Origin of the sequence: Rhodococcus sp. NPDC056516, from assembly GCF_042794655.1 — a bacterium.
Taxonomy (GTDB): domain Bacteria; phylum Actinomycetota; class Actinomycetes; order Mycobacteriales; family Mycobacteriaceae; genus Rhodococcus_F.
Genome location: NZ_JBHTTG010000004.1, coordinates 209799 through 231221 on the forward strand (window position 1 = coordinate 209799; position 21423 = coordinate 231221).

At 63.2% G+C, this 21423-nt stretch carries 19 protein-coding genes; 9 read left to right on the top strand and 10 right to left on the bottom strand.

The genetic code is table 11. From position 1 onward, the window contains the following. Nucleotides 1-6: 6 nt before the first annotated feature. The 4 genes from ACFQ6Y_RS13850 to ACFQ6Y_RS13865 form a co-directional block, all read right to left on the bottom strand. Entirely contained in the window at nt 7-1347 is a 1341-nt protein-coding gene (locus ACFQ6Y_RS13850; RefSeq protein ID WP_378633373.1) for a YcaO-like family protein, read from the bottom strand. Continuing rightward, nucleotides 1340-2755: a CocE/NonD family hydrolase gene (locus ACFQ6Y_RS13855; RefSeq protein ID WP_378633376.1), complete on the bottom strand. Its 1416-nt coding sequence runs from the start codon at nt 2753-2755 to the stop codon at nt 1340-1342. The genes ACFQ6Y_RS13850 and ACFQ6Y_RS13855 overlap by 8 nt, the downstream gene beginning before the upstream one ends. Nucleotides 2756-2766: 11 nt before the next feature. Next, nucleotides 2767-3579 (bottom strand): hypothetical protein, encoded by an 813-nt coding sequence (locus ACFQ6Y_RS13860; protein WP_378633380.1) that lies wholly within the window; start codon nt 3577-3579, stop codon nt 2767-2769. Nucleotides 3580-3673: 94 nt separating this feature from the next. Next, nucleotides 3674-3862 (bottom strand): streptamidine-related RiPP repeat protein, encoded by a 189-nt coding sequence (locus ACFQ6Y_RS13865; protein ID WP_003943543.1) that lies wholly within the window; start codon nt 3860-3862, stop codon nt 3674-3676. A 92-nt stretch (nt 3863-3954) separates the two neighbouring features. Here ACFQ6Y_RS13865 and ACFQ6Y_RS13870 point away from each other — a divergent pair, with 92 nt between their 5' ends. From ACFQ6Y_RS13870 to ACFQ6Y_RS13890, 5 genes are all read left to right on the top strand, one after another. Continuing rightward, entirely contained in the window at nt 3955-5214 is a 1260-nt protein-coding gene (locus tag ACFQ6Y_RS13870; protein ID WP_378633385.1) for an MFS transporter, read from the top strand. Between the two features lie 84 nt (nt 5215-5298). Next, nucleotides 5299-6366 (top strand): FecCD family ABC transporter permease, encoded by a 1068-nt coding sequence (locus ACFQ6Y_RS13875; protein ID WP_378633388.1) that lies wholly within the window; start codon nt 5299-5301, stop codon nt 6364-6366. Continuing rightward, the gene (locus ACFQ6Y_RS13880; RefSeq protein ID WP_378633392.1) at nt 6363-7157 is read left to right on the top strand and encodes an ABC transporter ATP-binding protein; all 795 of its coding nucleotides are present in this window, start codon (nt 6363-6365) and stop codon (nt 7155-7157) included. Before ACFQ6Y_RS13875 ends, ACFQ6Y_RS13880 begins: the two co-directional genes overlap by 4 nt. Continuing rightward, a complete protein-coding gene (locus tag ACFQ6Y_RS13885) occupies nt 7154-8134 on the top strand; it encodes an ABC transporter substrate-binding protein (protein WP_378633396.1) in 981 nt (326 codons plus the stop codon). The genes ACFQ6Y_RS13880 and ACFQ6Y_RS13885 overlap by 4 nt, the downstream gene beginning before the upstream one ends. After that, nucleotides 8131-8814 carry a SagB family peptide dehydrogenase gene (locus tag ACFQ6Y_RS13890; protein WP_378633401.1) on the top strand — a complete coding sequence of 228 codons (684 nt, stop codon included), beginning with the start codon at nt 8131-8133 and terminating at the stop codon, nt 8812-8814. The genes ACFQ6Y_RS13885 and ACFQ6Y_RS13890 overlap by 4 nt, the downstream gene beginning before the upstream one ends. A gap of 1 nt (nt 8815) precedes the next feature. Here ACFQ6Y_RS13890 and ACFQ6Y_RS13895 read toward each other — a convergent pair whose 3' ends face one another. The 4 genes from ACFQ6Y_RS13895 to ACFQ6Y_RS13910 all read right to left on the bottom strand — a co-directional run bounded on the left by ACFQ6Y_RS13895 (nt 8816) and on the right by ACFQ6Y_RS13910 (nt 12161). Then, complete coding sequence (locus tag ACFQ6Y_RS13895) at nt 8816-9100, bottom strand: SHOCT domain-containing protein (RefSeq protein ID WP_378633405.1); 285 nt, start codon at nt 9098-9100, stop codon at nt 8816-8818. Next, complete coding sequence (locus ACFQ6Y_RS13900; RefSeq protein WP_378633408.1) at nt 9097-9534, bottom strand: DUF6325 family protein; 438 nt, start codon at nt 9532-9534, stop codon at nt 9097-9099. The genes ACFQ6Y_RS13895 and ACFQ6Y_RS13900 overlap by 4 nt, the downstream gene beginning before the upstream one ends. Before the next feature lie 3 nt (nt 9535-9537). Next, nucleotides 9538-11184, bottom strand: a complete 1647-nt coding sequence (locus ACFQ6Y_RS13905; RefSeq protein ID WP_378633411.1) for an MFS transporter — start codon at nt 11182-11184, stop codon at nt 9538-9540. A 68-nt stretch (nt 11185-11252) separates the two neighbouring features. After that, a complete protein-coding gene (locus ACFQ6Y_RS13910) occupies nt 11253-12161 on the bottom strand; it encodes a hypothetical protein (protein WP_378633416.1) in 909 nt (302 codons plus the stop codon). Nucleotides 12162-12179: 18 nt separating this feature from the next. Between ACFQ6Y_RS13910 and ACFQ6Y_RS13915 the strand changes: the two genes are divergently transcribed. Then, a complete protein-coding gene (locus ACFQ6Y_RS13915) occupies nt 12180-12767 on the top strand; it encodes a DinB family protein (RefSeq protein ID WP_378633419.1) in 588 nt (195 codons plus the stop codon). Between the two features lies 1 nt (nt 12768). Here the strand turns inward: ACFQ6Y_RS13915 and ACFQ6Y_RS13920 are convergent, their stop codons facing one another. Together ACFQ6Y_RS13920 and ACFQ6Y_RS13925 are read right to left on the bottom strand one after the other, a co-directional pair. Then, on the bottom strand, nt 12769-14328 hold the full coding sequence (locus ACFQ6Y_RS13920; RefSeq protein WP_378633424.1) for a YfcC family protein: 1560 nt from the start codon (nt 14326-14328) through the stop codon (nt 12769-12771). Continuing rightward, a complete protein-coding gene (locus ACFQ6Y_RS13925) occupies nt 14325-15701 on the bottom strand; it encodes a M20/M25/M40 family metallo-hydrolase (protein WP_378633428.1) in 1377 nt (458 codons plus the stop codon). Before ACFQ6Y_RS13925 ends, ACFQ6Y_RS13920 begins: the two co-directional genes overlap by 4 nt. Nucleotides 15702-15851: 150 nt before the next feature. On the opposite strand from ACFQ6Y_RS13925, the gene ACFQ6Y_RS13930 reads away from it, so the two are divergent. Genes ACFQ6Y_RS13930 through ACFQ6Y_RS13940 form a run of 3 tightly spaced genes read left to right on the top strand, consistent with a single transcriptional unit; the run spans nt 15852 to nt 21404 of the window. Then, nucleotides 15852-16487, top strand: coding sequence for a TetR/AcrR family transcriptional regulator (locus ACFQ6Y_RS13930; protein ID WP_378633432.1), 636 nt, complete (start codon nt 15852-15854; stop codon nt 16485-16487). 25 nt (nt 16488-16512) lie between these two features. Next, the gene (locus ACFQ6Y_RS13935; protein ID WP_378633436.1) at nt 16513-18210 is read left to right on the top strand and encodes an AMP-binding protein; all 1698 of its coding nucleotides are present in this window, start codon (nt 16513-16515) and stop codon (nt 18208-18210) included. Beyond that, nucleotides 18207-21404 carry a carboxyl transferase domain-containing protein gene (locus ACFQ6Y_RS13940; protein ID WP_378633440.1) on the top strand — a complete coding sequence of 1066 codons (3198 nt, stop codon included), beginning with the start codon at nt 18207-18209 and terminating at the stop codon, nt 21402-21404. The genes ACFQ6Y_RS13935 and ACFQ6Y_RS13940 overlap by 4 nt, the downstream gene beginning before the upstream one ends. The last annotated feature ends 19 nt before the right edge of the window (nt 21405-21423 follow it).

The window sequence follows — 21423 nt, forward strand, 5'->3', positions numbered from 1 at the left end:
AAGACCTCATGCGAGGGGGACCGGCAGGTGTAGGCGGGTGGTCGATGCGCTGGTCAATCTGCTACCTCCAAGAAGGGGAAAGGCTGCCGGGGCATTGTTGTACAGGCCGGGTGTCAGGACACGGACGACGTGCAACCCGGCAATCGAGATGTCGCGGGTGGTGAGATCGACGGAAATCGGCCGGTGCCCTCGAGATGTCAGAAGCGCCACCAGGGAAGCCAGATTCAGCGGCGCCTTGTCGGGAATCTCTGATACCGAGCGTGTTTCGGTGTAGTCGAAGAGATGTTCCTCTGCGGCTAGCGCCATCGTGGGATCAAGATACAGCTGGGCGACGGTCGGCAGATCGACGACGTCCTTCCATTGCGGATCGAACTCGTCTCGGTAACGACGGTCGGCTCGAAAGGGTTTGTACAGGTGCGCCGGCAGGGTTCCGTCCGCCACGCTGCGCCAGGTCGGTCCGTCGGGGTCGGCGAGGTCGATCGTGATGGCCAGTACGGCGTACGCCTCGACAAGAGCCTTCGACACCGCAGCTTCCACCGTTGGTCGACAAGCCGTGCCCAGCGCGACCAGTCCACGTCGATCATCCCGGATCCAGACTGCGGCGACGGGAACGCCGAAGGGGGAGGGAAGCAACAGCACTCGAACGCTCCGGGTCTCGCTCTCCAGATCCCCGAGCTGGCGGTGCGCGGGCAACCGCTCCCAGTCGGAAAGTTCGATTGCCGGCTGTGACCGGTCCCCGCACCACCACAGCGCGGTGGCATCGCGTTCGAGAAGCTCCAGCAGAGCTGACATCTCGGCTTCGGTGCGGGAAGGTCCCGCGGCAATTCCGGCGTACTGCAATGACGCGATTGGTGATTCGCCGCGACGGGTGCCCGCGTAGTACCCGAGATAGGTCAGGGCCGCAGGCACGTAGGTGGGCACCTTTTCGTCCATGGTGTGACCCAACGCCCAGCGAATGTTCAGATCAGAGGTGAAGGGAACAAAAGGGAATCCGGGAAGGCGGTACTGGTCCTCGCTGTACAACGCAAATTTAGCCGGATCGGCGACCCGTGAGCCGGCCAGTTCCAGCGCTGATGCACTGCTGCGGACCAGATCTTCGGGGACCACGTTGCCGCAATATCTTTCGACGGCCTCACCGGTTGCCGCCCCGCGGGCTGAGGCGTCGTCGCGTATCGAAGCCCCGAATCCGTAGGGGTCGGCGCGAAACAGTGAACCGCTCCCGCCGAAGTTACGGGTGTCGGCCACCCTCGCGGCCCACCCGACCCAGCCCGTCGGCATGTCCGAGCGAATGTGTGGTTCCAGTGAGGTCAGTACGCCGCTCCGAGCGTCGACCAGCAAGTCATCCACGGTCGGTTCCTCCGAACATCGGCAGGGTCAGCGACCCGGAAAATGATTGGTGCAGTGCAAGACTGCGTGTTTCTCGATAGCGATCGCCGTCTCCCAGATTGCGTGCGAGGCGGGGGAAGTCCGAGCCGGCGATCTGCAAGGACAGAACGTCACCGGGGTGCACAGTGTGGAGCACAGGATCGAGATCGATGGTCAGCGTGCCGGATCGAAGGCTGACGCCCGCGCCGCGTGCGATCGACCTGGTGACTCCAGCGGCATCTACGACGCTCAGCTCGACGATCCAATCAGCTTCGCTTTCGGGCGAGTGCACTTTCAGCTCCACCGAAGGTGTTCCGGACAGCACACACTCGATTTCCATGTCGAAAGTCCAGACAACACAGTCGTTTCGGCCCTCTTCCACGTGGTGCGTGAAGCTGAAAGGTGCCGTCCTCGGATCTGGTTCGAGACGAACGCAATTCGCACCCGTCACATACGGCGCGATCGACCAATTGCCCGCGCCTCGGTCGAACACCCGATTGACGGTCAGGGGCCGCGCCGAGAATACCGATTCCATCCACTCGACCTGAAGGCACCCGAAACTTCTCTCGCCGACCATACCGGGGCGGAGATCATGCGCCCAGGGGCCCACGATCAAACTTTGTGGCCCGCGCCCCACGAATGCGAAGTGTCGCAGCGTCTCCCGAATCATCGCATCGTCCCAGCCGCCGATGTGCAGACCGGCAACATCGAGCTCGGACAATTCGCCTGCGGAGACGAGATCGTCGCTGCCGTAGGGTTCGCGTTCACGAGCCCTGCTGATCGGCGTCCACCAACCGGGTGAATCGGAAGTGAGGCCAACCTTTTCGATCATCGACTGCACCGGAAGATGTTCCAGCAAAGCTGAATCCGAACGCATCAGAGCAGGGATGAAACCCTCGCGAGAGGAAGCCGAATCTCCGTGCTCGCCCCACCACGCCAGATGCTCGGCGAGGAGAAGTATCCCCGAGGGATCACGTTTGACGCGATCACTTCCGATGGTCGGCACTTTGGAGACGACGCCGCCAACGCGAAATGACCGATCGGCGCTGTTGGTCTCGGCGGCAAACGCCCAGGCTGTTCCTGCCGCGTATGAAGCCCCGCTTGCGATGACGCACTTCGGAGTCCACGGCTGATCCTGCAGCCACTCGGCGAGGGCGGCGCCGTCCTCGCGCTCGTGGACGTACGGTTCCCAAGAACCGGCGGAATCGTGCCGTCCGCGTACGTCCTGACAGATGAAGGCAATTCCTCGCGATCGCCATTCGAGTCCTTCGGCCAGATGCCACCCGCGCCCGTACGGGGTGCGGATCACGATCAGCCCCCGAGGTGAAGACTCTGGTGGGAGAAGCACATCCGTAGCCAGCGAAGAACCGTCTGCCGCTGGGATCTTCACGCCGAGTGAGATCACCGGAGCGTCGGCGAGGGTTCGAGAACGCCGCCTGGCAGTGGTAGCACGGGATGGCGAGTCATCATGAGGGTTCGCGGATTCATCCGGATCTGGTGGTGAAGGTGTGATGGCGGCGCGCCATGCGCACCAGCCACGACGTCCGAACATGCAAGCGCACTGGCCATTGCGGCTGCGGTGGGTGAAAGTTCAAGCGGGCGAGGGTCGCTGCCGGCGAGGTGATTCCACAGCGCCTGCAGATGCTCCGGGACACGCGACGCGGCAAGCCGTCGACCGCAGACGTCCCGGTAGCTTGCGCTTTCGATACCGTCGAAGAACGGGCCGATGCAGATCTCACCCAATTCCGTATGGACGCGTTGCCACGGTGTGTGGTTTCGGCGGCACCAGGTATCGAGTTCCGACCACTCGTCGTGAGGAGTAGCGTCAGCAACCGAGAATACGAGGTCCGACGATGCCACGTCGGTTTCGTCAGGCGCAGTGGTGGATACGACGTCGAGATCCGGAAGAGCCCTGGAGAGCAGAGCGATGCAGGCATCGACTACGGGTCCGATCCCGTCCATCAGCACACGCTGTGGACCCGGAATCTCCAGCACGTCGCCTGGAACAACCAGCACGCCGCGAGCGACGAGAGCGTCGGCGATCTCGCTCGCGCCGGCACCGAGCAGCGAACTCGACCGCCGGAGGAAGTCGTCGAGTTCTGCGAGATCTTCGGCAGGAGCACCGATCGTGACTGCGTTCTCGTCCGGTGTCAGGTAATGCCAAGTACCGTCCGGTGTCGGATACAGCTGGTGTCCGTCGGCGAGGGCGTACACGGATCTCCTTGTCGGTGCCCGCACCCGACGAGTCGGATGCGGGCGGGGTCATCGGCAGATCAGACTGTCGAAACAGTCTGGATCAGGGAAGGTTTCAGCTCTGGAAGCTGAACGGGTTGTCGACGAGGGCGTTGGTGCCCACACCCTGCAGAGCGTGTGCGGACGTTGCCTCGGCAACCGGCTCGAAGGTGAACGGGTTGTCGACGAGAGCGTTGGTGCCGACGCCCTGGAGTGCATTGGCCGGAGCCGAGTTGGAGACGCTGTCGAACGAAATGTTGCTCATTGTCATCCCTTCCGTAATGGAAACCATTTCCATTACGATGCCACCGTACGAAAGATCGCGACGGAGAGCAACAGGTACAAGAGAGTGCATACATGAGCGAGACCCCGACGACGGGATCTGCCGAAACGCAACCACATGTGTTTCGGGACAGATCGTTTCGATTGTTCTTCACGGCTCGTACCATTGCCGTGGCCGGTGCGGCGGTCACCGGCGTGGCCATGCCGATTCTGGTGTTCGACATCAGTCGGTCTCCGTTTCTCACCTCGCTCGCGGCTGCGGGGACGGTTCTGCCGTACCTCGTGTTCGGCTTGTTTGCCGGCGCCGTGGCAGACCGAGTCAACCGGCGGACGGTCATCCTGTGTGCGCAGGCCGTTGCTGCACTTGCCTTGGCGAGTATTCCGGCAGCGCAGGCACTAGGCATATTGACGGCGTGGCATGCCGTCGGCGTATCGATGTGCATCGGAACGTGTTTCGTGTGGTTCGACGCCGCTGCTTTCGGAGCGCTGCCTGCGCTTGTCGGAAGGCGCGCGATACCGGCCGCCAACAGTGCGCTGTGGACGTCAAGCACGTTGATCGATGTTGCGTTTCCGGCGATCGCGGGAGTGCTTGTGGCCTCGATCGGCCCGGCCTACGCATTGGGCGCTGATGCGCTGGCCTACGTCTTGGCCGGACTGGCCATGGCGTCGATCGGAGCCTCGTTCTCGGTTGCCCCTGCTGCGGCGCAGAGGTCGGAACCTGGAATTGCGCGGGACATACGCGAGGGCCTCAGCTTCCTTTGGCAGATGCCGCTTCTGCGAGCCTTGACCGGCATCGGCTTCGTCAATTCGCTGACGCAGGGTGCTGTTACGGCGCTCCTGGTGGTGTACGCATCCGAGAGGCTGGGGATTTCGACGTCGAGTCCGATGATCGGCGCCGTGTGGACGGCCGTCTCCGTGGGTGGAGTGGTCGGGGCGCTCGTGCTTCCACGCCTACCGGCGCAGTGGCCGGTCGGGGCGATCACGATCGGTGCGCTGACCATCGCCCCGGTGGTGCTGTTCGTCGTTGCGACAACGGGCAACACCGGCGCCGCGATCACGGCGCTCGTCGTCTACTCCGGCTGTGCGACCGTCACCATCCTCAATGGCATCGGTGCACGTCAGCGCCTGACTCCGGATCGTCTGCAGGGGCGGGTGAACACCACGGCGAGGATGGTCGCCTGGGGTGGTTCGCCGGTCGGCGCCTTGATTGCCGGGGCAATCGCAGGACGCTGGGACATCGGCACCGCCTACCTCGTTGCGTGCATCTTTGCGCTGGTCGGGGCGCTCTTCGCGTGGGCGAGTGCGCTGCGGACCGAACCGTACCCGCACAGATGAGCATGTGACTATTAATGAAAACGACTGTCGTTATGGTTAGATCCACCTGTTCATGACTGCGAACCCCACCTACTCAGGAGTGCGATGACGCTGACCAGCGAGGCAGCACCGCGAGTGCCGTCGCGTGCACACCCCGTCGGCGAGCGCGGGTACGTCCCGTTTCTGTTGGCCACGACGGTTGTGCTTGTCGCGGTCTCCACCGTCGCGGTGTGGTCGGGTGCCGCGTCGGTCTCCTTTGCCGACGTATTCGCGGTGCTGTACGCGCACGTCGGCGGTCCGCCGGTCGACCCGCTGCTCGATCGGATCGTGTGGGGATTGCGGGTACCGCGCATTCTGATTGCGGCGTTGGCGGGCGCCGGGCTGTCGCTGGCCGGCGCCGTGCTGCAAGCGTTGGTGCGCAACCCGATTGCCGATCCATACATTCTGGGCGTGGGTTCCGGAGCATCCTTCGGTGCAGTACTGATCATGACGACCGGCATCGGCACCGGCCTGTCGATCGGTGTCCCGGTGGCAGCCTTCCTGGGGGCCATGGTCTCCCTGATCGCGGTTCTCGTCCTGGGTAGGCGAGAGGGAATGCTGGTCCCGCTGCGCATGGTCCTGGCCGGAGTTGCCATCGGCTATCTGCTCTCGGCTGCAACAAGTTTTGTGCAGTTGCGCGCCGATCCGAGCCAGCTTTCGGGAGTGCTCTTCTGGTTGCTGGGCTCGGTGAGCGGGGCAAATTGGTCGGATCTCGGTGTGCCCGCTGCGGTTATCACCGTGTGTGCGGCGGTGCTGTTGACACAATCGCGCCAACTCAACGCGCTGGCTATGGGCGACGAAAGTGCGCAATCGGTAGGCGTGGACGTGCGCCGGACCAGGTTGCTACTACTGGTGATCGCGTCGTTGCTGACCGCGGTTGTCGTATCCGTTGCCGGCGGAATCGGTTTCGTGGGATTGCTCGTGCCGCACGCCGTACGACTTCTGGTCGGATCCGATCACGGCAAGCTGCTCCCCGCGACCGCGCTGGTTGGTGCCACCTTCCTGGTGATCGTCGATCTAGCGGCTCGAATGTTGGATGCGCCCAACGAATTACCACTCGGGATCATCACCGCCGGATTGGGTGCACCATTCTTCCTCTGGTTACTTCGACGCGACGGAGGTGCGCAGTCATGAGATTGTCGGCCAGCGGGATTCACGTCGTTCGGGGTGGGCGCCTGGTGGTTTCGGGTGTAGATCTCGAAGCGCCCGAGGGAAGCGTGGTCGGACTCGTCGGACCGAACGGCAGTGGAAAGTCCTCCCTCCTGCGTGCGTTGTATCGCTCGATGAAGCCGAGAAGCGGAATCGTGAAGGTCGACGAGGTGAATGTTTGGGACGATCTCTCGCCTCGATCGGCGGCACGCATCATTGGTGTTGTGGGGCAGGAGCATTCATCCGATTTCTCGTTCAGCGTCCGCGAGGTGGTTGCAACGGGCCGGACGCCGCATCGCAGCGCGTTCTCTCGACTCGGTGAGATCGACCGAGACATCGTCAGCGCAGCACTGGTGCGAACCGGCATGCAGGGCTTTGGATCACGTCTCTTCGCCGAACTGTCCGGCGGAGAAAAGCAGCGTGTGATGTTGGCCCGGGCGATCGCTCAACAACCGTCGGTGCTGGTCCTGGACGAGCCCACCAACCACCTCGACATCCGTGCTCAACTCGAATTGATGGAATTGGTCGCCGAACTCGGTACCACGACGATTGTCGCGATCCATGAACTCGCCTTGGCCGCAGCGTATTGCGACTACGTGTGCTTGCTTTCAGAGGGTGCAGTTGTCGCATCGGGACCGACCGCCGAGGTCCTGACCGAGGATCTGCTGTCCGAAGTTTTCGGGGTTCAGGTGCATCTCGGCACTCATCCGTTGACCGGGCGCCCCCTGCTCTCGTTCGCCCCTCCTCTCCTACCTACGAAAGAAGCAGTCTCTTGAAAACCTCGATACGTACTGCCGCGCTGTTCTGCTCGGCCGTGGCCACCACCGCCGTACTGACCGCGTGCGGGAACTCCACTGCCGATTCGGCGGCAGCCTCGTCCGAGAAAATCACCGTCACCAATTGTGATCGCGACATCACGTTGCCCAAGACTGCCGAAAGGATAGTCTCGCTGTATCCGTCGATGACGGAGCTTCTCATTCAGCTCGGTGCTGCCGACCGCATTATCGGACAATCGAACACCGACCTCTCTCCTCCCAGTCCCGAACTCGCTGATCAGTTCGCGGCCGTGCCGGTACTGAGCACCGGAGTTCCCGCGAAAGAAGCCTTGCTCGACGCCCGTCCGGATCTGATCGTCTCCGACGGGGAATACTGGTTCGACGGTGACCGATTGCAGAGCATGGACGAATTGCGCGACCTCGGCATCCCGATCTTCGTGAACAGCGGGTATTGCCACAAGGCAGTCACCGAGGGACGGATCGACGACGTCTGGTCCGACATCGACGGTCTCGGTACCCTGACCGGAACACGTGAGGAGGCAGCAACTCTCCTGGCAGACGGCAAGAAGTCGCTCGCAGCAACCGAGGCATCTGTCGCCGGGAAAGAGCCGATTCCCACTGTGATGGTTCAGGTTTCGGAGGGACAGTCCTATGCTCTGGCCAGGGGCCTCTACAGCAGTGTGCTCGAGGCTGCCGGGGGAAGCAATCTTTTCGAGAACGACCTTCCCGACGGAAAGTACTTCGGTCAGGTAGCCACCGAATCGGTGCTCGCGAAGTCGCCGAAGGCAATCCTCGTCGTCTACTCCACCGAGTCGACGCGGGAATCCACGCTCGAGGCTGCGCGCACGGCGTTTGCCGGGACCCCGGCCGCGGCGTCGAATGCGATCTTTGCCGTTCCGGAGGCGTGGTTCGCCGGCGAGTTGGTCTCGATCGACGGGGCTGGCGAGGTGTCTCGCCTGCTGCACCCGGGTTCGTGACCGCACTCGAGCGGATCGAGGCCGTCGTATCGCTGCATGCTGCGATGGACCGGACGGTGAGTTCGTCGGAGCTACCGTTCGACGCGGACGCATTGCCGCCGGTGACGTGTGAATTCGTGGAACTGCCGGCCCCGACGTCACTGCCGGCCCGCGGGTTCGCGGACGTCTTGCAGGCACGACGGAGCCGCTACGACCCCGCACAGACGGCACTCCGAGCAGGCGAGCTGTCAAACGTGTTGCACCACAGTCTTGTCAGCAGCCCGACGGCGGGCGGGATGCGCGAACTGACGGTGTTGATGGGTCTCACCCGGCCCTGTGATCCGCTCGGAGTCGGGGTGTACCGGTACGCCCAGGGCCGCGCCGAAGCTGTCCGGCCAGGCGAAGTGCGAGAGCACCTTCGAGCGAGCCTTCTCCAGCCCGAGTTTGTCGACCTGTTCCCGGTTCTTCTGTTTGTGGTCGCCGACGTCGAAGCTCCGCTCGAGAAGTACGCGATGCGGCACTACCGCACGATGCACGTGGATGCCGGTGTGCTGGTTCAGAATCTGTACCTCGTGACCGAGGCAATGGGACTTGCGGGCTGCGCCATCGCAGGATTCACGGATGCGCGAGTGGCATCTCTGTTGAATCTCGCGACGACGCAGCTTCCCGTCATGGCTTTTGCACTCGGGAGGCGCAGCTAGTTCAGGCGAGAATACGTGCCTTCTGGGTCTCGAACTCGGCCTCGGTCAACACTCCCGCACTCTTGAGTTCGCCCAGCTTGGTGAGCTGTTCGAGCTTCAAGTCCATCGATGCTGACGGAGCTGCCTGCTGCGGCAGGGGTGGTAGATCGGGAATCGGTGGCACCGGCTGGGCCTGTGCTGCACGGGCCTGATCTTCTGCCGCCCAACGCGTGCGCTGACGGCGCTGAACATTGCCGTGAATGGAGCTGGCGACGGCTACCCGGCCGGCTCGCCTCAAGAAACTCATGCGTCCTTCTCCGTATTGTCGAGTGCGGTGGCAAGTTCGTCCAAGCTCAGGTGACCTTCGGTGACAATCTTTGCGCCGCTGCGTGTCCACGCGTCGATCACCGGCAGTATGGCCAGTTCCTCGTAAACGAGCACGGCGGCAACACTTCCGGCGGCCAACTCTTCACCAACGGCGGTGATGTCTCCGGCATCGAGCAGTCCGGAGGCAGCGCCGTCGAACTGCGCCAAGTCGAAATCCGCAAGCTCGAAGGTCGACGCTGGTACGACGGCCACTGATCCATCGGCGGCTTTGGTGACGAACTCGAGGTCGAGGATGCGGATCACGCCGGTGTCGACGAGAGTGAGCAGCTGTTCGAATCCTGCCGAAGTCGGTGCACCGCCGGGAAACTCGACGGCTACGTATTCGATCGGGCCGAATTGGTCTTGGTTGGACATCGGTTACTTCTTGTCCTTCGTGAGTTTCGGTTCTTCCAGAGCAGGTACTTCGTTGGGCATGCGGCCGGCGGGAATGATGGCGAGCAGGGAGAGTCCGGCGAGGACGAGTAGCGAGGTCCGCAGCGCACGCAGGCGTGCTTCGGTGTTGATCCGGATGGCTTCGTCGATCTGTGCCTGAGTTGCCGATGTGTTTTCGAGCGTCACGACGAGTTGATCGTTGGGTACGAAGTTGACCTGGTCGAGGTTGATCCCGGACTCGACCTTGAGTGACGCCGGGATGGTGGGGTTGTCGATCAGCTGCGAGCTGACCAGAGAACCGAGGATTCCGACGGCGAACACGCTGGCCACCGCGATGCCGACGCTGCCGGACATGTTGTGTACCAGTCCTCGCCAGGCGCCGACGTCACCGGCGAGTTCCTTGGGCGCTGCGGTGAGGAGGGTGTTGAACACCAATGCGACGATGGCGCCCTGTCCGAGGCCGAGTGTGATCAGGCCGATGACGACAAAGATCTGATGCCAATCGCCGCGGATGGTGAAGGCCAACAGAATGAGTCCGGCGGCCACGACGACAAACCCGGCTCGTGCGATCAGACGCGGGGAGTACGTCTTGTAGAGACGAGCGACGACGGTGCTCGCGATGAAGATCGAGAGTGTGTACGGGATGATCGAGAACGACGTCTGCAAGCTGCTGCGGCCCTGGATAATCTGCATGTACAGCGGGATGAGGAAGTTGGCCGCGGTTCCGACGAACATCATCGTGGCCATGCAGATCGTGGTGGCGCGCTCGGCGCCGGTCTTGAGAACGTCGAGGTTGAAGAGCTGAGGTTTGTTCTGAGCCTTGCGGTTTCGCGTCCACTGGAAGAAGCCTTGCGCGCAGATGGCGCCGAGGACGATCAGGATGGCCGCGGGTGAAACACCGATGACCGAGAACGGCGCAGCGTCGGTGGCGAGGATGACGCCCCACGAGTTGAGGCCGCTGAAACCGAAGCTGAGCAGGATGACGGCAACGGCAGCAATGGCGGCGCCGGCCCAGTCGATGGTGATGTCCTTCTGCGGGGGAACAGGTTTGACCCGGAAGCTGAGGATCAGGTTGACCACAGCGAGAGCCACGACGAGGGCGAACGAGTAGCGCCAACCGATCGTCGTCGCGAAGGAACCGGCGATCAGCAGCGCCAGCACTCCGGCCGCGGGGATTGCTGCTGCCAGGTAACCAATGGCCTTTGCCTGCTGATCGCCGCTGAAGTTCGTGGCGATGAAGACAGTCAACGCGGGAGCAATGAGGGCGATCACAGCGCCGGACGCAGCTTGCGCCACGAACAGCATGGCCGGGCTCTGGCTCAAAGCGACCGCGGCCATCGCGAGGCCGTGAATCGCGACGGCAATCTGGAAGACCAAACGCGTTCCGTAGCGGGCGCCGATCTTGGCTCCCAACAGAATGAAGGCAGCCATGGCGAAGGTGCCCGCGGTGATCGCGGTGCCGACACTTGTTGCGGGCGTGTCGAGATCGGTGGTGATGCCGGCCATCGAGACGGTCAGAGCATTGACGGCGAACGACGCTTGAATCTGGGTGAGGACTACCACGATGAGTGGTAGCCAGGAGGCGGTGCTCACGGCGGCCGATGTGGCGGCCGCGCCAGGCTTTACGGACATGATGGGTCACGCCTTCCTCGACACTGCGTGTACTCGCGACGTGCCCGGATCAGCCACGCACGGTTACATTAGCCGGAATTGTGCTGAATGGTCGCCTGCGGGCGGTTGGTTTCTTCGCGGTAGACCACCATCTCCCGTTGCAAGGCGCGTCGGAAGCGTGGTTGGTCGGCCAGCAGTACCGCCAGGACGGTCAGCAACAGCCAGGTCGCCGCCGCGCTCGCGAGGAGCAGCAGGACCGGAATCCACGGACCGCCCATCTGCTCGAGCAGCGTCGTCTTTGCCCAGACGCGCCAGTAGAGCATCAGATTGACGATCAGTCCGACACTGTACGAGATGACGAAGGACAGCAGGAACTGCTTCCACGTGCCGTCGTGGCGCCGCGCCGTCATCGGTTCTGCCCGCAGCGGCAAGCTCACCGACATCACGTTCGCGACCCCCAACCAGAGCAGGATCATGGTCAGCACCTGGCCGCACGCCTTCATCAGGTCGGCACTGCTTCCGGAGCGCCACGCGAGGACGGCGCTGAGCAGGAACCCGGCGCTGCCGACGAGGAGCAGCATCACCGCGTTTTTCGCGACGAGCACGTGCCAGAGCCTCGTTCCACCGGACAACGCAGCGCGCACGCGGCCGGCGTCGAAGCTGAGCGCATTGGTGCACACGACGCTTCCGACCACACCCGAGAGTGCATACAGCGCAAGGTAAGGCAGTCGATCTTCCTTGGTGTCCCACTGGAAGAGGCGAATGAATGCCAGGTACGCCAAGCCCATTCCGAGGCTCAGCCCCAGCCGAAAAGCGATCGACCGAGGCTTACCACTCACGACGTGTCGGGTTTCCTCACGGATCCGGGAGCCAAGATCCTGCACATGCCGGACGACGGGGTTGCCCGAATTCAGCGGGACGTAACCACGGATCGCAGCGGCGACGGCCCGGGAGGCAACCTCGGTCAGATCCTCGACCGCTGTCAATGTCTGCTCCACTCGGTTTAGGTTGGTTTCATGACCACCAACTCGGAAAAGGAAGATCTCCAGCGCTACCTGCAGGCCGCGCGCGACGCACTCGTCTGGAAGCTCGACGGGCTGTCGGAGTACGACATTCGGCGTCCGATGACCCGGACAGGGACAAACCTGCTGGGTCTGGTCAAACATATGATCGGCGTCGAGCTCGGGTATTTCGGCCCGACGTTCGGCCGCCGGGTTCCCGATCTGCCTGCGTGGTTGCGTTCGGAGGAACTCAACGTCGACATGTGGGCCCGCGCCGACGAGTCCAGTGCCGACATCGTCGAAACCTACCGCCGGACGTGGGCTTTCGCCGACGCCACGATCGAGGAGCACGATCTGGATGCACCTGGTTTCGTGAAGCACTGGCCGGAGGACCGCCGCGACGTCACGCTGCACCGGATTCTCGTTCACGTTGTCACCGAGATCCATCGGCACGCCGGCCACGCGGACATCGTGCGGGAGCTGATCGACGGCGCCGCTGGGATGAAGGCGGGCGACAACAATCTGGCTCCCGGTGATCAGGCGTGGTGGGCAGAGTACAACGACCGTCTCGAGACGGCGGCACGCGAGGCCCACCACGCCTGAACTACTCGAATACCGCTGCCGCGCCGATCACCACGACAACGATCACGAAGTTGATCAGTAGCAGTGGCCAGACGAAGCGCAGGAACTTGTCGTAGCCGACCTTCGCCATGGCCAACCCGCCGACGACGACGACGTTGGTCGGGGCAACCATCAGCATCAGGCCGTGGCCCATTTGGAAGGCGGTGATGACGAGTGCTCGGCTGACTCCGGCGAAGTCGCCCAGCGGGGCGAGCAGCGGCATCGCCAGGGTGGCGTGACCGGAACTGGACGGGATCAGGAACGCCAACGGGATGTTGACGAGCATCACGAGAATCGCGAAGACTCCTGCCGAAGCACCGCTGACCAACTGCTCCATCGCGTTGAGGATGGTGTCGAGGGTTTCGGTATTCGTCATGATCACCGAGACACCGCGAGCGAGCAGGATGACGATCGCCGGGCCGACCATGTCGCCGGCTCCACGCGTGATCAGGGAGACGATCTTCTTCTCACCCATCTTCGCTACTATGCCGACGAGAACTGCGGCGAGGATGAACAGCATCGCCAATTGCGGGAACCACCAGTTCAACTCGAACCAGTAGGGCTCGGTTGCCGTGACGTGGTACGCGTCGTACTCGGCCGGCCCGGTCGTGGCGCCGAAGATGCTCGACCACGGGATGACGGAGAAGATCATCAATCCGAACGTGAGCCCGGTGATGAGCAGCACCAGCTTCTGAGTTCCGGTGAGCTTGCCGTCGATGTCCACCGGCTCGGCCGGTTCTTCGTCGTCGTCCTCGATCTCGAAACCGACGAGCGATTTCGTGGGGTCCTTCTTCACCTTCGCGGCGTAGCGGAGAACGAATGCCACTGCCACCGCGGTCAATACGATCCACAAGATCACGCGCAACACGATGCCGTCACCGATGGAGACGCCTGCCTCACCGGAGGCGACGCCGATCGAGAACGGGTTGACCGTCGACGCCATGTTTCCGACCAGAGCGCCGAGGATGATCATCGTCGCCGCGACCATGCGGTCGTAACCCAGTGCCGTCATCAGCGGTATGAGCAGGGCGTAGAAGCCGAACGTCTCGACCGAGAAGCCCATCGTCGAACCGAGCAGCGAGAACAGCACCATGATGACGGTGATGAGCAACCAGCCCTTGTCGCTGAGCTTGGTAGCGAGTTGGGAGACAGCAGTTTCCAGGCTGCGGGTGGCAAAGCTGACCGAGATGAACGCACCGAGCGCCATGATGAAGAGGACTACGCCGACCGAACCGAAGAGCCGTCCGATGTTGTCGGTGTCGACGAACCCGGTGATCGAATCCTGTACGCCGTACAGGCCGTTGACGGGAGAGAGGATCAGTTGCTGGATTCGTTCCCAGAACGAGAGCGGAGACGTGACTGTTTCGAAGCTGCCGGGAACGGGTGAGCCGTCCACGTCGACGCCGAAGCGTCCGGCCGGAATGAACAGTGCCGCAATCCAGACCAGAATGGTGACGATCGCGAGCATCGTGACCGCACCGGGAAACTCGAACTTCTTCTTGGCCGGCGTTTGCGGGGATCCCGTGTCGGTCTCGGTGCTCATTTCTTCCCCTCGAAGGTGTCGGCGTACTCCTGGAAGAACAGTGCTTTGGCGACGACGGCCTTCTCGAGCTCGTCGAGCAGTACACGTTCGTTGGGGCCGTGGATGTTTGCGTAACCGTCGGTGGCGCCGAACAACAGCTTCTCGGCGGTGGGCACTGCTGTATCCAGAGCCATCACGAGGGGGATCGAGCCGCCGCCTGCCATCAGCCCGGCCGGCTCACCCCACGACTGCGAGAGTGCCGACAGCGCTGCGTCGAAGGCCGGTCCACTTTCGGCTGCCGCGAATCCGTCGCCGGTTTCTCCCGCGGTGACGGTCAGTTGCAACCCGAAGGGGCGCAGGGCTTCCAGATGCCGTATCAGGGCAGCTTGTGCCTCCACCGCCGGCTGACGCGGATGCACGCGCAGATTGATCACGGCGCGGGCTGTGCTTGCAACGGCGTTGACCGCACCGTCCACCGGGGGAGCGTCTATACCGGTCACGGTGATTGCCGGGCCCGACCAGATGCGTTCGCCGATGCCGCCGGTTCCGAGCAGGGGGAGTCCGTCGCGGATCTCGGCGAGGGTGCGGAACTCTTCCTCGGTGTACGAACTACCGGTCCACGGTTCGCGTAGGAGGCCGTCGACTGCCACGTCCCCGTTGTCGTCGTGCAGCGACGCCAGTGCGCGGATGATCGCGAGGCGGGCGTCCGGTGCAGCGCCGCCGTAGAGGCCGTTGTGCTTGTCGGCGCCGAGAGTGGTGAGTTCGACGATCACCTGGGCGGATCCGCGCAGTGCGACGGTCAGAGTCGGTGATCCGGGGCGAACGCTGCCGACGTCGGCGATGACCATTGCGTCGGCCGCGAACAATTCGGGGGCTTCCGGCGGATAGTTGTCGAAGGGGCTGCCGAATTCTTCCTGGCCCTCGATGACGAGCTTGACCGTCACCGGCGGCTTTCCGTCGAAGACTCGAAGTGCACCGATCATGCCGATGACATTTGCCTTCGAATCTGCCGTACCGCGGCCGTAAATCGCGCCGTCACGCTTGGTCGGTTCGAAAGGCGGAGAATCCCAGAGTTCGACGTCGTCGGCGGGAACGACGTCGTAATGCGAATACATCAATACCGTCGGGGATCCGGCGGGGCCGGGAACTGTTGCAATGATGACGGGCGCGGTTTTACCTGTTATTTCGAGTTTCTCTATCTTCGTGACTCCGGATTTTTCCAGTAGAGAAACGATCAGATCGTGAGCTTCGAAGAGGGGCTCGCTGGGGAAACCCTCGGTCGCTATCGACGGGATGCGAACAAGTTCGACTAGTTCCGACTCCAGAGTCGGCATCAAACCTGCAACTGTTTCCTTGATCGTGGAATAGGAGGGTGACGCGGATTCTTCCGGCACGGAACTGACTCCTTCTGGAAAAGGCGAAAAGCATTAGAGGCAGAGTCTTACACCCGATATATGGGCTGTGAAAGGGCAACCCGAACAAAAGGCCGAAGTCGGTCGTCGGGGCTGCGATTCTTGACATTGACGTCAACGTCAACACACACTGTGACGGTGACCACCAGCGAAACGCAGGAGCGAGCGCGGACAGCCCGCAAGCTCGGGGACGGTCCACGCCGTGCCGGCTTGCTCGACACTGCGGCGCTCTGTTTCGGCGAACTCGGATACGACGCCGTGACGGTCGAGACGATCACGACCAGGGCCGATGTGTCCCGGGCGACCTTCTACGCGTACTTCTCGTCCAAGGACGAGGTCTTCCGCGCCGTCGCCGAAATGATGTGCGGACGGTTTCTCGACGCTCAGCACATGGAGGGGCCGGCGGCCGAGGATCTACGCGAAGTTCTCCGAACGACCACATCGGCGTTCATCACGGCCGTGTACACCTATGGGGACCTGCTCGCGGTCATCGAGCACCGGGCGCGGGTGGATTCCGAGGTCGAGAGCAGTTGGTCGGCGGTACGCGAAAAGCTCGTGAGCCGCTACGTGCGCTTCGTCGAACGTATTCGACAGGTTCACGACGTAGATCCCTGCGTTTCGCCTCCGGTGCTCGTGCAGATGATCTCGGACGCGCAGATGGCCGGTGGAGCACGATTGAGCAAAGCGAGTGCCGACGAGCAGAACCAGTTCATCGCAGATATGACGACGATGTCCGAGCGGTTGATCGGGTTCGAAGAGTCGAAATAGATTTCTTTTACGAATGGAGTGATCGGTGGCAGAACAAGACGTGCTCGAAGCGGCTCTGGCGGAAATCTCCGCGCTGCAACAAGCGCATTGGCCCGCCGGCATTCCCCGCGCCGTCGAGTATCCGCTCGAAGGCGGGGGGCTTGTCGACTACTTGCGGCATTGGGCGGCAGAGCGGCCGGATACTCCCGCAATCGTCTTCTACGGCCGGGTCATCACGTATTCCGAATACGACGAGCTTTCGGATCGTTTTGCCGGATGGCTGCTTTCGCTCGGCGTCGAACGCGGCGATCGCGTCGGCGTTCACCTGGTCAATTGCCCGCAGTTCCATATCGCGATGCTCGGCATTCTGAAGGTCGGCGCGGTTCACGTACCGATCAATCCGCTCTTCCGTGAACACGAATTGATTCACGAACTCAACGATGCGGGCGTCACGGTTCTTCTGACGCAGAACACTTTTTCGAAGTTGGTGAAGAAGGTTCGCTCCCAGACTCCGCTCGAACACGTCGCGAAGACCGCAGTGTCGGACATGCTGACCGCGATCCCGACCGTCGAACTGCCCTTCGAGGTGGACGATCCGCGCCTGAGCGACTGGCAATCGATCATCACCAGTGAGCGGGCGACTCCGGTTGCCACCGATCTCGATTCCCTTGCTGCTCTGAACTACACGGGCGGAACGACGGGAATGCCCAAGGGCTGTGAGCACACTCAGCGGCACATGGTCTACACCGCGGCCACGGCGACGCTTGCCGGCGGTGACCAGGTGGGCGCCAATCCGCCGGTGTCCCTGGTGTTTCTGCCGATCTTCTGGATCGCGGGTGAGGACTTCGGCATCCTGGTTCCGCTCGTCAACGGCGGAACCGTTGTCTTGCTGAATCGTTGGGATGCGGAAACCACGCTCGACGCGGTCGAGACGTACGGCGTGACCTCACTGGTCGGAACCGTCGACAATTACGTCGAACTGATGGACACATCAGGATTCGCGGAGCGAAATCTCTCGACACTCCAGAACGCCATGGCAGTCTCGTTTGTCCTCAAACTCGATCCGGCCACACGCCAGCGGTGGCGCGAGGCCACCGGCGGTGTTCTGCGCGAAGCGAGCTACGGCATGACCGAAACCCATACCGCGGACACGATCACCCTCGGCTTCCAGGACGGTGACTACGACCTGAAAAGCGAGCCGGTGTTCTGCGGAATACCGGTGCCCGGCACCGACGTTCTGATCGTCGATCACGACGGCAGGCCGGTTCCCGTCGGCGAGCACGGACAGATCATCGTACGCAGTCCGTCGATCCTTTCGGCGTACTACCGCAACGACGCTGCGACGGCCGACGCCATCCGTGACGGCTGGTTGCAGACCGGCGACGTCGGAAAGTTCAGTGAGCGTGGAGGTTTGCACTACCTGGCGCGGAACAAGGAAATGATCAAGACCAACGGCATGAGCGTCTTCCCGTCCGAGGTGGAAGCGCTGCTGATGCTGCATCCGGCGATCGAAAAGGCTGCGGTGGTGCCGAAACCGGACCAGGACAAGGGGCAGGTGGCTTTTGCCTTTGTCCAGCTGGTCGAGGGTTCGGTAGTCATGGCCGACGAGATCGTCTCGTGGGCGAAGGAGAACATGGCTACGTACAAGGTGCCCGAGGTGGAAGTGCTCGAGGCGCTTCCGATGACTGCAACAGGAAAGGTGCGTAAGGGCGATCTGTTCGAGCGCACTCAGGGGGACAAGTGAGACTGCTGATTGCGAACCGCGGCGAAATTGCGCTGCGGATCATTCGAACTGCCCGTGAACTCGGCATCGAGACGGTGTCAGTCTACGCCGAGGACGACGCGTCCAGTCCGCACGTCGCGGCGGCCACGGAGTCGGTGCCGCTCGGAGCTTCGGGCGCTTCCGCCTATCTCGATCAGGGCGGCTTGCTGAAGATCGCGGCCGAAACGGGCGCCACACACGTGCACCCCGGCTACGGATTCCTCAGTGAAAACGCCGAATTCGCGCAGGCGTGCGCCGACGCGGGCATGGTCTTCGTCGGTCCGGACGCCCAGGTTCTCCGGACTTTCGGAGACAAAGCCAGCGCCCGTACTGCGGCTGTCGACTCCGGGGTACCGGTGCTGCCGTCGACATCGGCGAACGCCGCCCTCGACGAGGTGCGCGAATTCTTCGAGCGCAACCCCCGCGGCATCATGATCAAGGCGCTCAGTGGCGGCGGTGGCCGCGGCATGCGCGCGGTCCGTGACCCGAAAGCGCTCGACGACGCGTACCGTGTGTGTGCGGCCGAAGCCCAGTCGGGATTCGGCAGTTCGGCACTGTTCGCCGAGGTACTCAGTGAGCACGCTCGGCACATCGAAGTGCAGATCGTGGCGGCACCGGGGCAAGGCGGAACCCATGCGCTCGCTCTGGGTGACCGCGATTGCAGCGTCCAACGTCGGCATCAGAAGTTGATCGAGGTAGCGCCCGCGCAGGGGCTGTCGGGGGCCCTGCGCGAGCGTCTGCACGCCGCGGCCGCGAGGCTGTGCGCCGAGGTCGGCTACCGCGGAATCGCGACGGTCGAGTTCCTCGTCGAGGAACGCGGCTTCGTCTTCCTCGAAGTCAACCCCCGAATTCAGGTGGAGCACACGGTAACCGAGGAGGTCACCGGGGTAGATCTCGTCGCCGTGCAGCTCGCGATCGCGGACGGAGTTCCGTTCGAGAACCTGGACCTACCAACAGGGATCACCGCTGTCGAGAAGGACTCGGAGACAGTCGGATCCGTGGCAGTCGCATCGGGAATCGCGATCCAGGCCCGCGTCAACATGGAAACCATGGCGCCGGACGGCAATGCGTTGCCGTCGTCGGGCACGCTCGACACCTTCACTCCTCCGAGCGGGCCCGGTGTGCGAGTGGACACCTTCGGCGCTGTCGGGCTGTCGCCGAGTGCACGTTACGATTCGCTGCTGGCGAAGGTGATCACCCACACGCGTCGATCGGATTTCCCTGCCGCGGTGCGCAAGTCGATTGCTGCTTTGAGTGAGTTCGCCATCGACGGCGTAGCGACCAACATCGAGTTCCTGCAGGCAATTCTGTCCGACAAGGACTTCCGTGACGGCTTGGTCGACGTCGACTGGTTGGGTTCGCGGTTGGCGGACCTCGTTCCCGAAGCCGACCCACACACGCCCTCCTCGGCTGTGGACGTGGCACCGGACGAGGATGTGGTTCATGCGCAGATGGCGGGCATCGTCGTCGAACTCGCCGCCGTCGGTGACGGCGTCCATGCGGGTGGCCAGGTTGCCGTCCTCGAAGCGATGAAGATGCAGCATGTTCTCTCGGCTCCCGGTGATCTCGAAGTGGTCCGGGTCCTGTCGTCACCGGGGAGGTCGGTGGGTGCGGGCGAACCGTTGCTCGTCGTCCGTAGTGCAAGCGCGGGATCGAAGCTCGCAGAGGTCGACGAGGTGAACCTCGACGACGTGCGTCCCGATCTCGCGGAGATCATCGCTCGCCACGAGGTGACCCTGGACGCGGCCCGGCCCGCGGCAGTGGCGAAGCGTCACAAGCTGGGACGCCGGACGGCTCGCGAGAACGTCTACGACCTGGTCGACGACGGCAGCCTGGTCGAGTACGGCGCTCTCGCGCTGGCGGCGCAGCGCAGTCGACGCAGCGAGGAAGACCTGATCGCCAACACTCCGGCTGACGGTTTGATCGGCGGAGTGGCGACCATCAGCGGCGGCGAGAGCGTCGTGATCTCGTACGACTACTCGGTGCTCGCCGGTACCCAGGGCATGCGTAATCACGCCAAGACCGACCGCCTGCTCGAGATCGCCGACCGCAAGCGAGTTCCGGTGGTGCTGTTCGCCGAAGGCGGCGGCGGTCGCCCGGGTGACACCGATGCGGGCGCCGGGGCGGGCCTCGAGCTGGGAACCTTCCGCGCCATGGCGGCGCTGAGCGGGCGGGTGCCCATGGTCGCCGTCGTGTCCGGTCGTTGTTTCGCGGGCAACGCGGCCCTGGCCGGCGCGTGCGACGTGCTGATCGCAACACCGGACGCCAATATCGGCATGGGTGGTCCTGCCATGGTCGAGGGCGGCGGGCTCGGAACCTTCCGCCCCGAGGACATCGGCCCCATCGACGTGCAGCGCCGTAACGGCGTCGTACACCTGGTCGCTGACGACGACGCTCATGCGGTGGCCCTGGCCAAGCAGTACCTCGGCTATTTCCAGGGTGCGAGCGGAGAGTGGACGGCTCCGGATCCGCGGCTCTCCCGGCATGTGGTGCCGGAGAATCGCCTGCGCTCGTACGACGTTCGTGGAGCAATCGACGCAATCGCGGACGTCGACAGCGTCCTGGAACTGCGTCGAGACTACGGACGCGGTGTGGTCACTGCACTCGTTCGCGTCGAAGGAGTTCCGTACGGTGTGCTGGCGAACAGCAGCGAGCATCTCGGCGGAGCGATAGACGCGGAAGCGTCGGACAAGGCTTCGGATTTCCTGGAACTCCTCGAAGCACACCGCATCCCGCTGGTGACCCTCTGCGACACACCGGGTTTCATGGTGGGCCCGGATTCGGAGGAGGAGGCGACGGTCCGAAGGTTCGGCAGGTTCTTCGTTGCCGGTGCTCGACTCACCGTGCCGTTCGGAACGGTCATCCTGCGCAAGGGTTACGGGTTGGGCGCCATGGCGATGGCCGGTGGTTCCTTCCACGCACCCGAGTTCACGGTGGCGTGGCCGACCGGAGAGATCGGGCCGATGGGTCTGGAAGGCGCCGTGCGTCTCGGTTTCCGCAAGGAACTCGAGTCCGTCGAAGATCCGGTGGCTCGGGAAACACTGTTCGGTCAGTTCGTGGAACTGGCCTACGCACAGGGCAAGGCACTGATGGCGGCGACCACGTTCGAATTGGACGACGTCATCGATCCGGCCGATACCCGCGGATGGATCAGACAGCTCGGCAGAAACAGTTGAGATCCTGCTGATTCGAGCT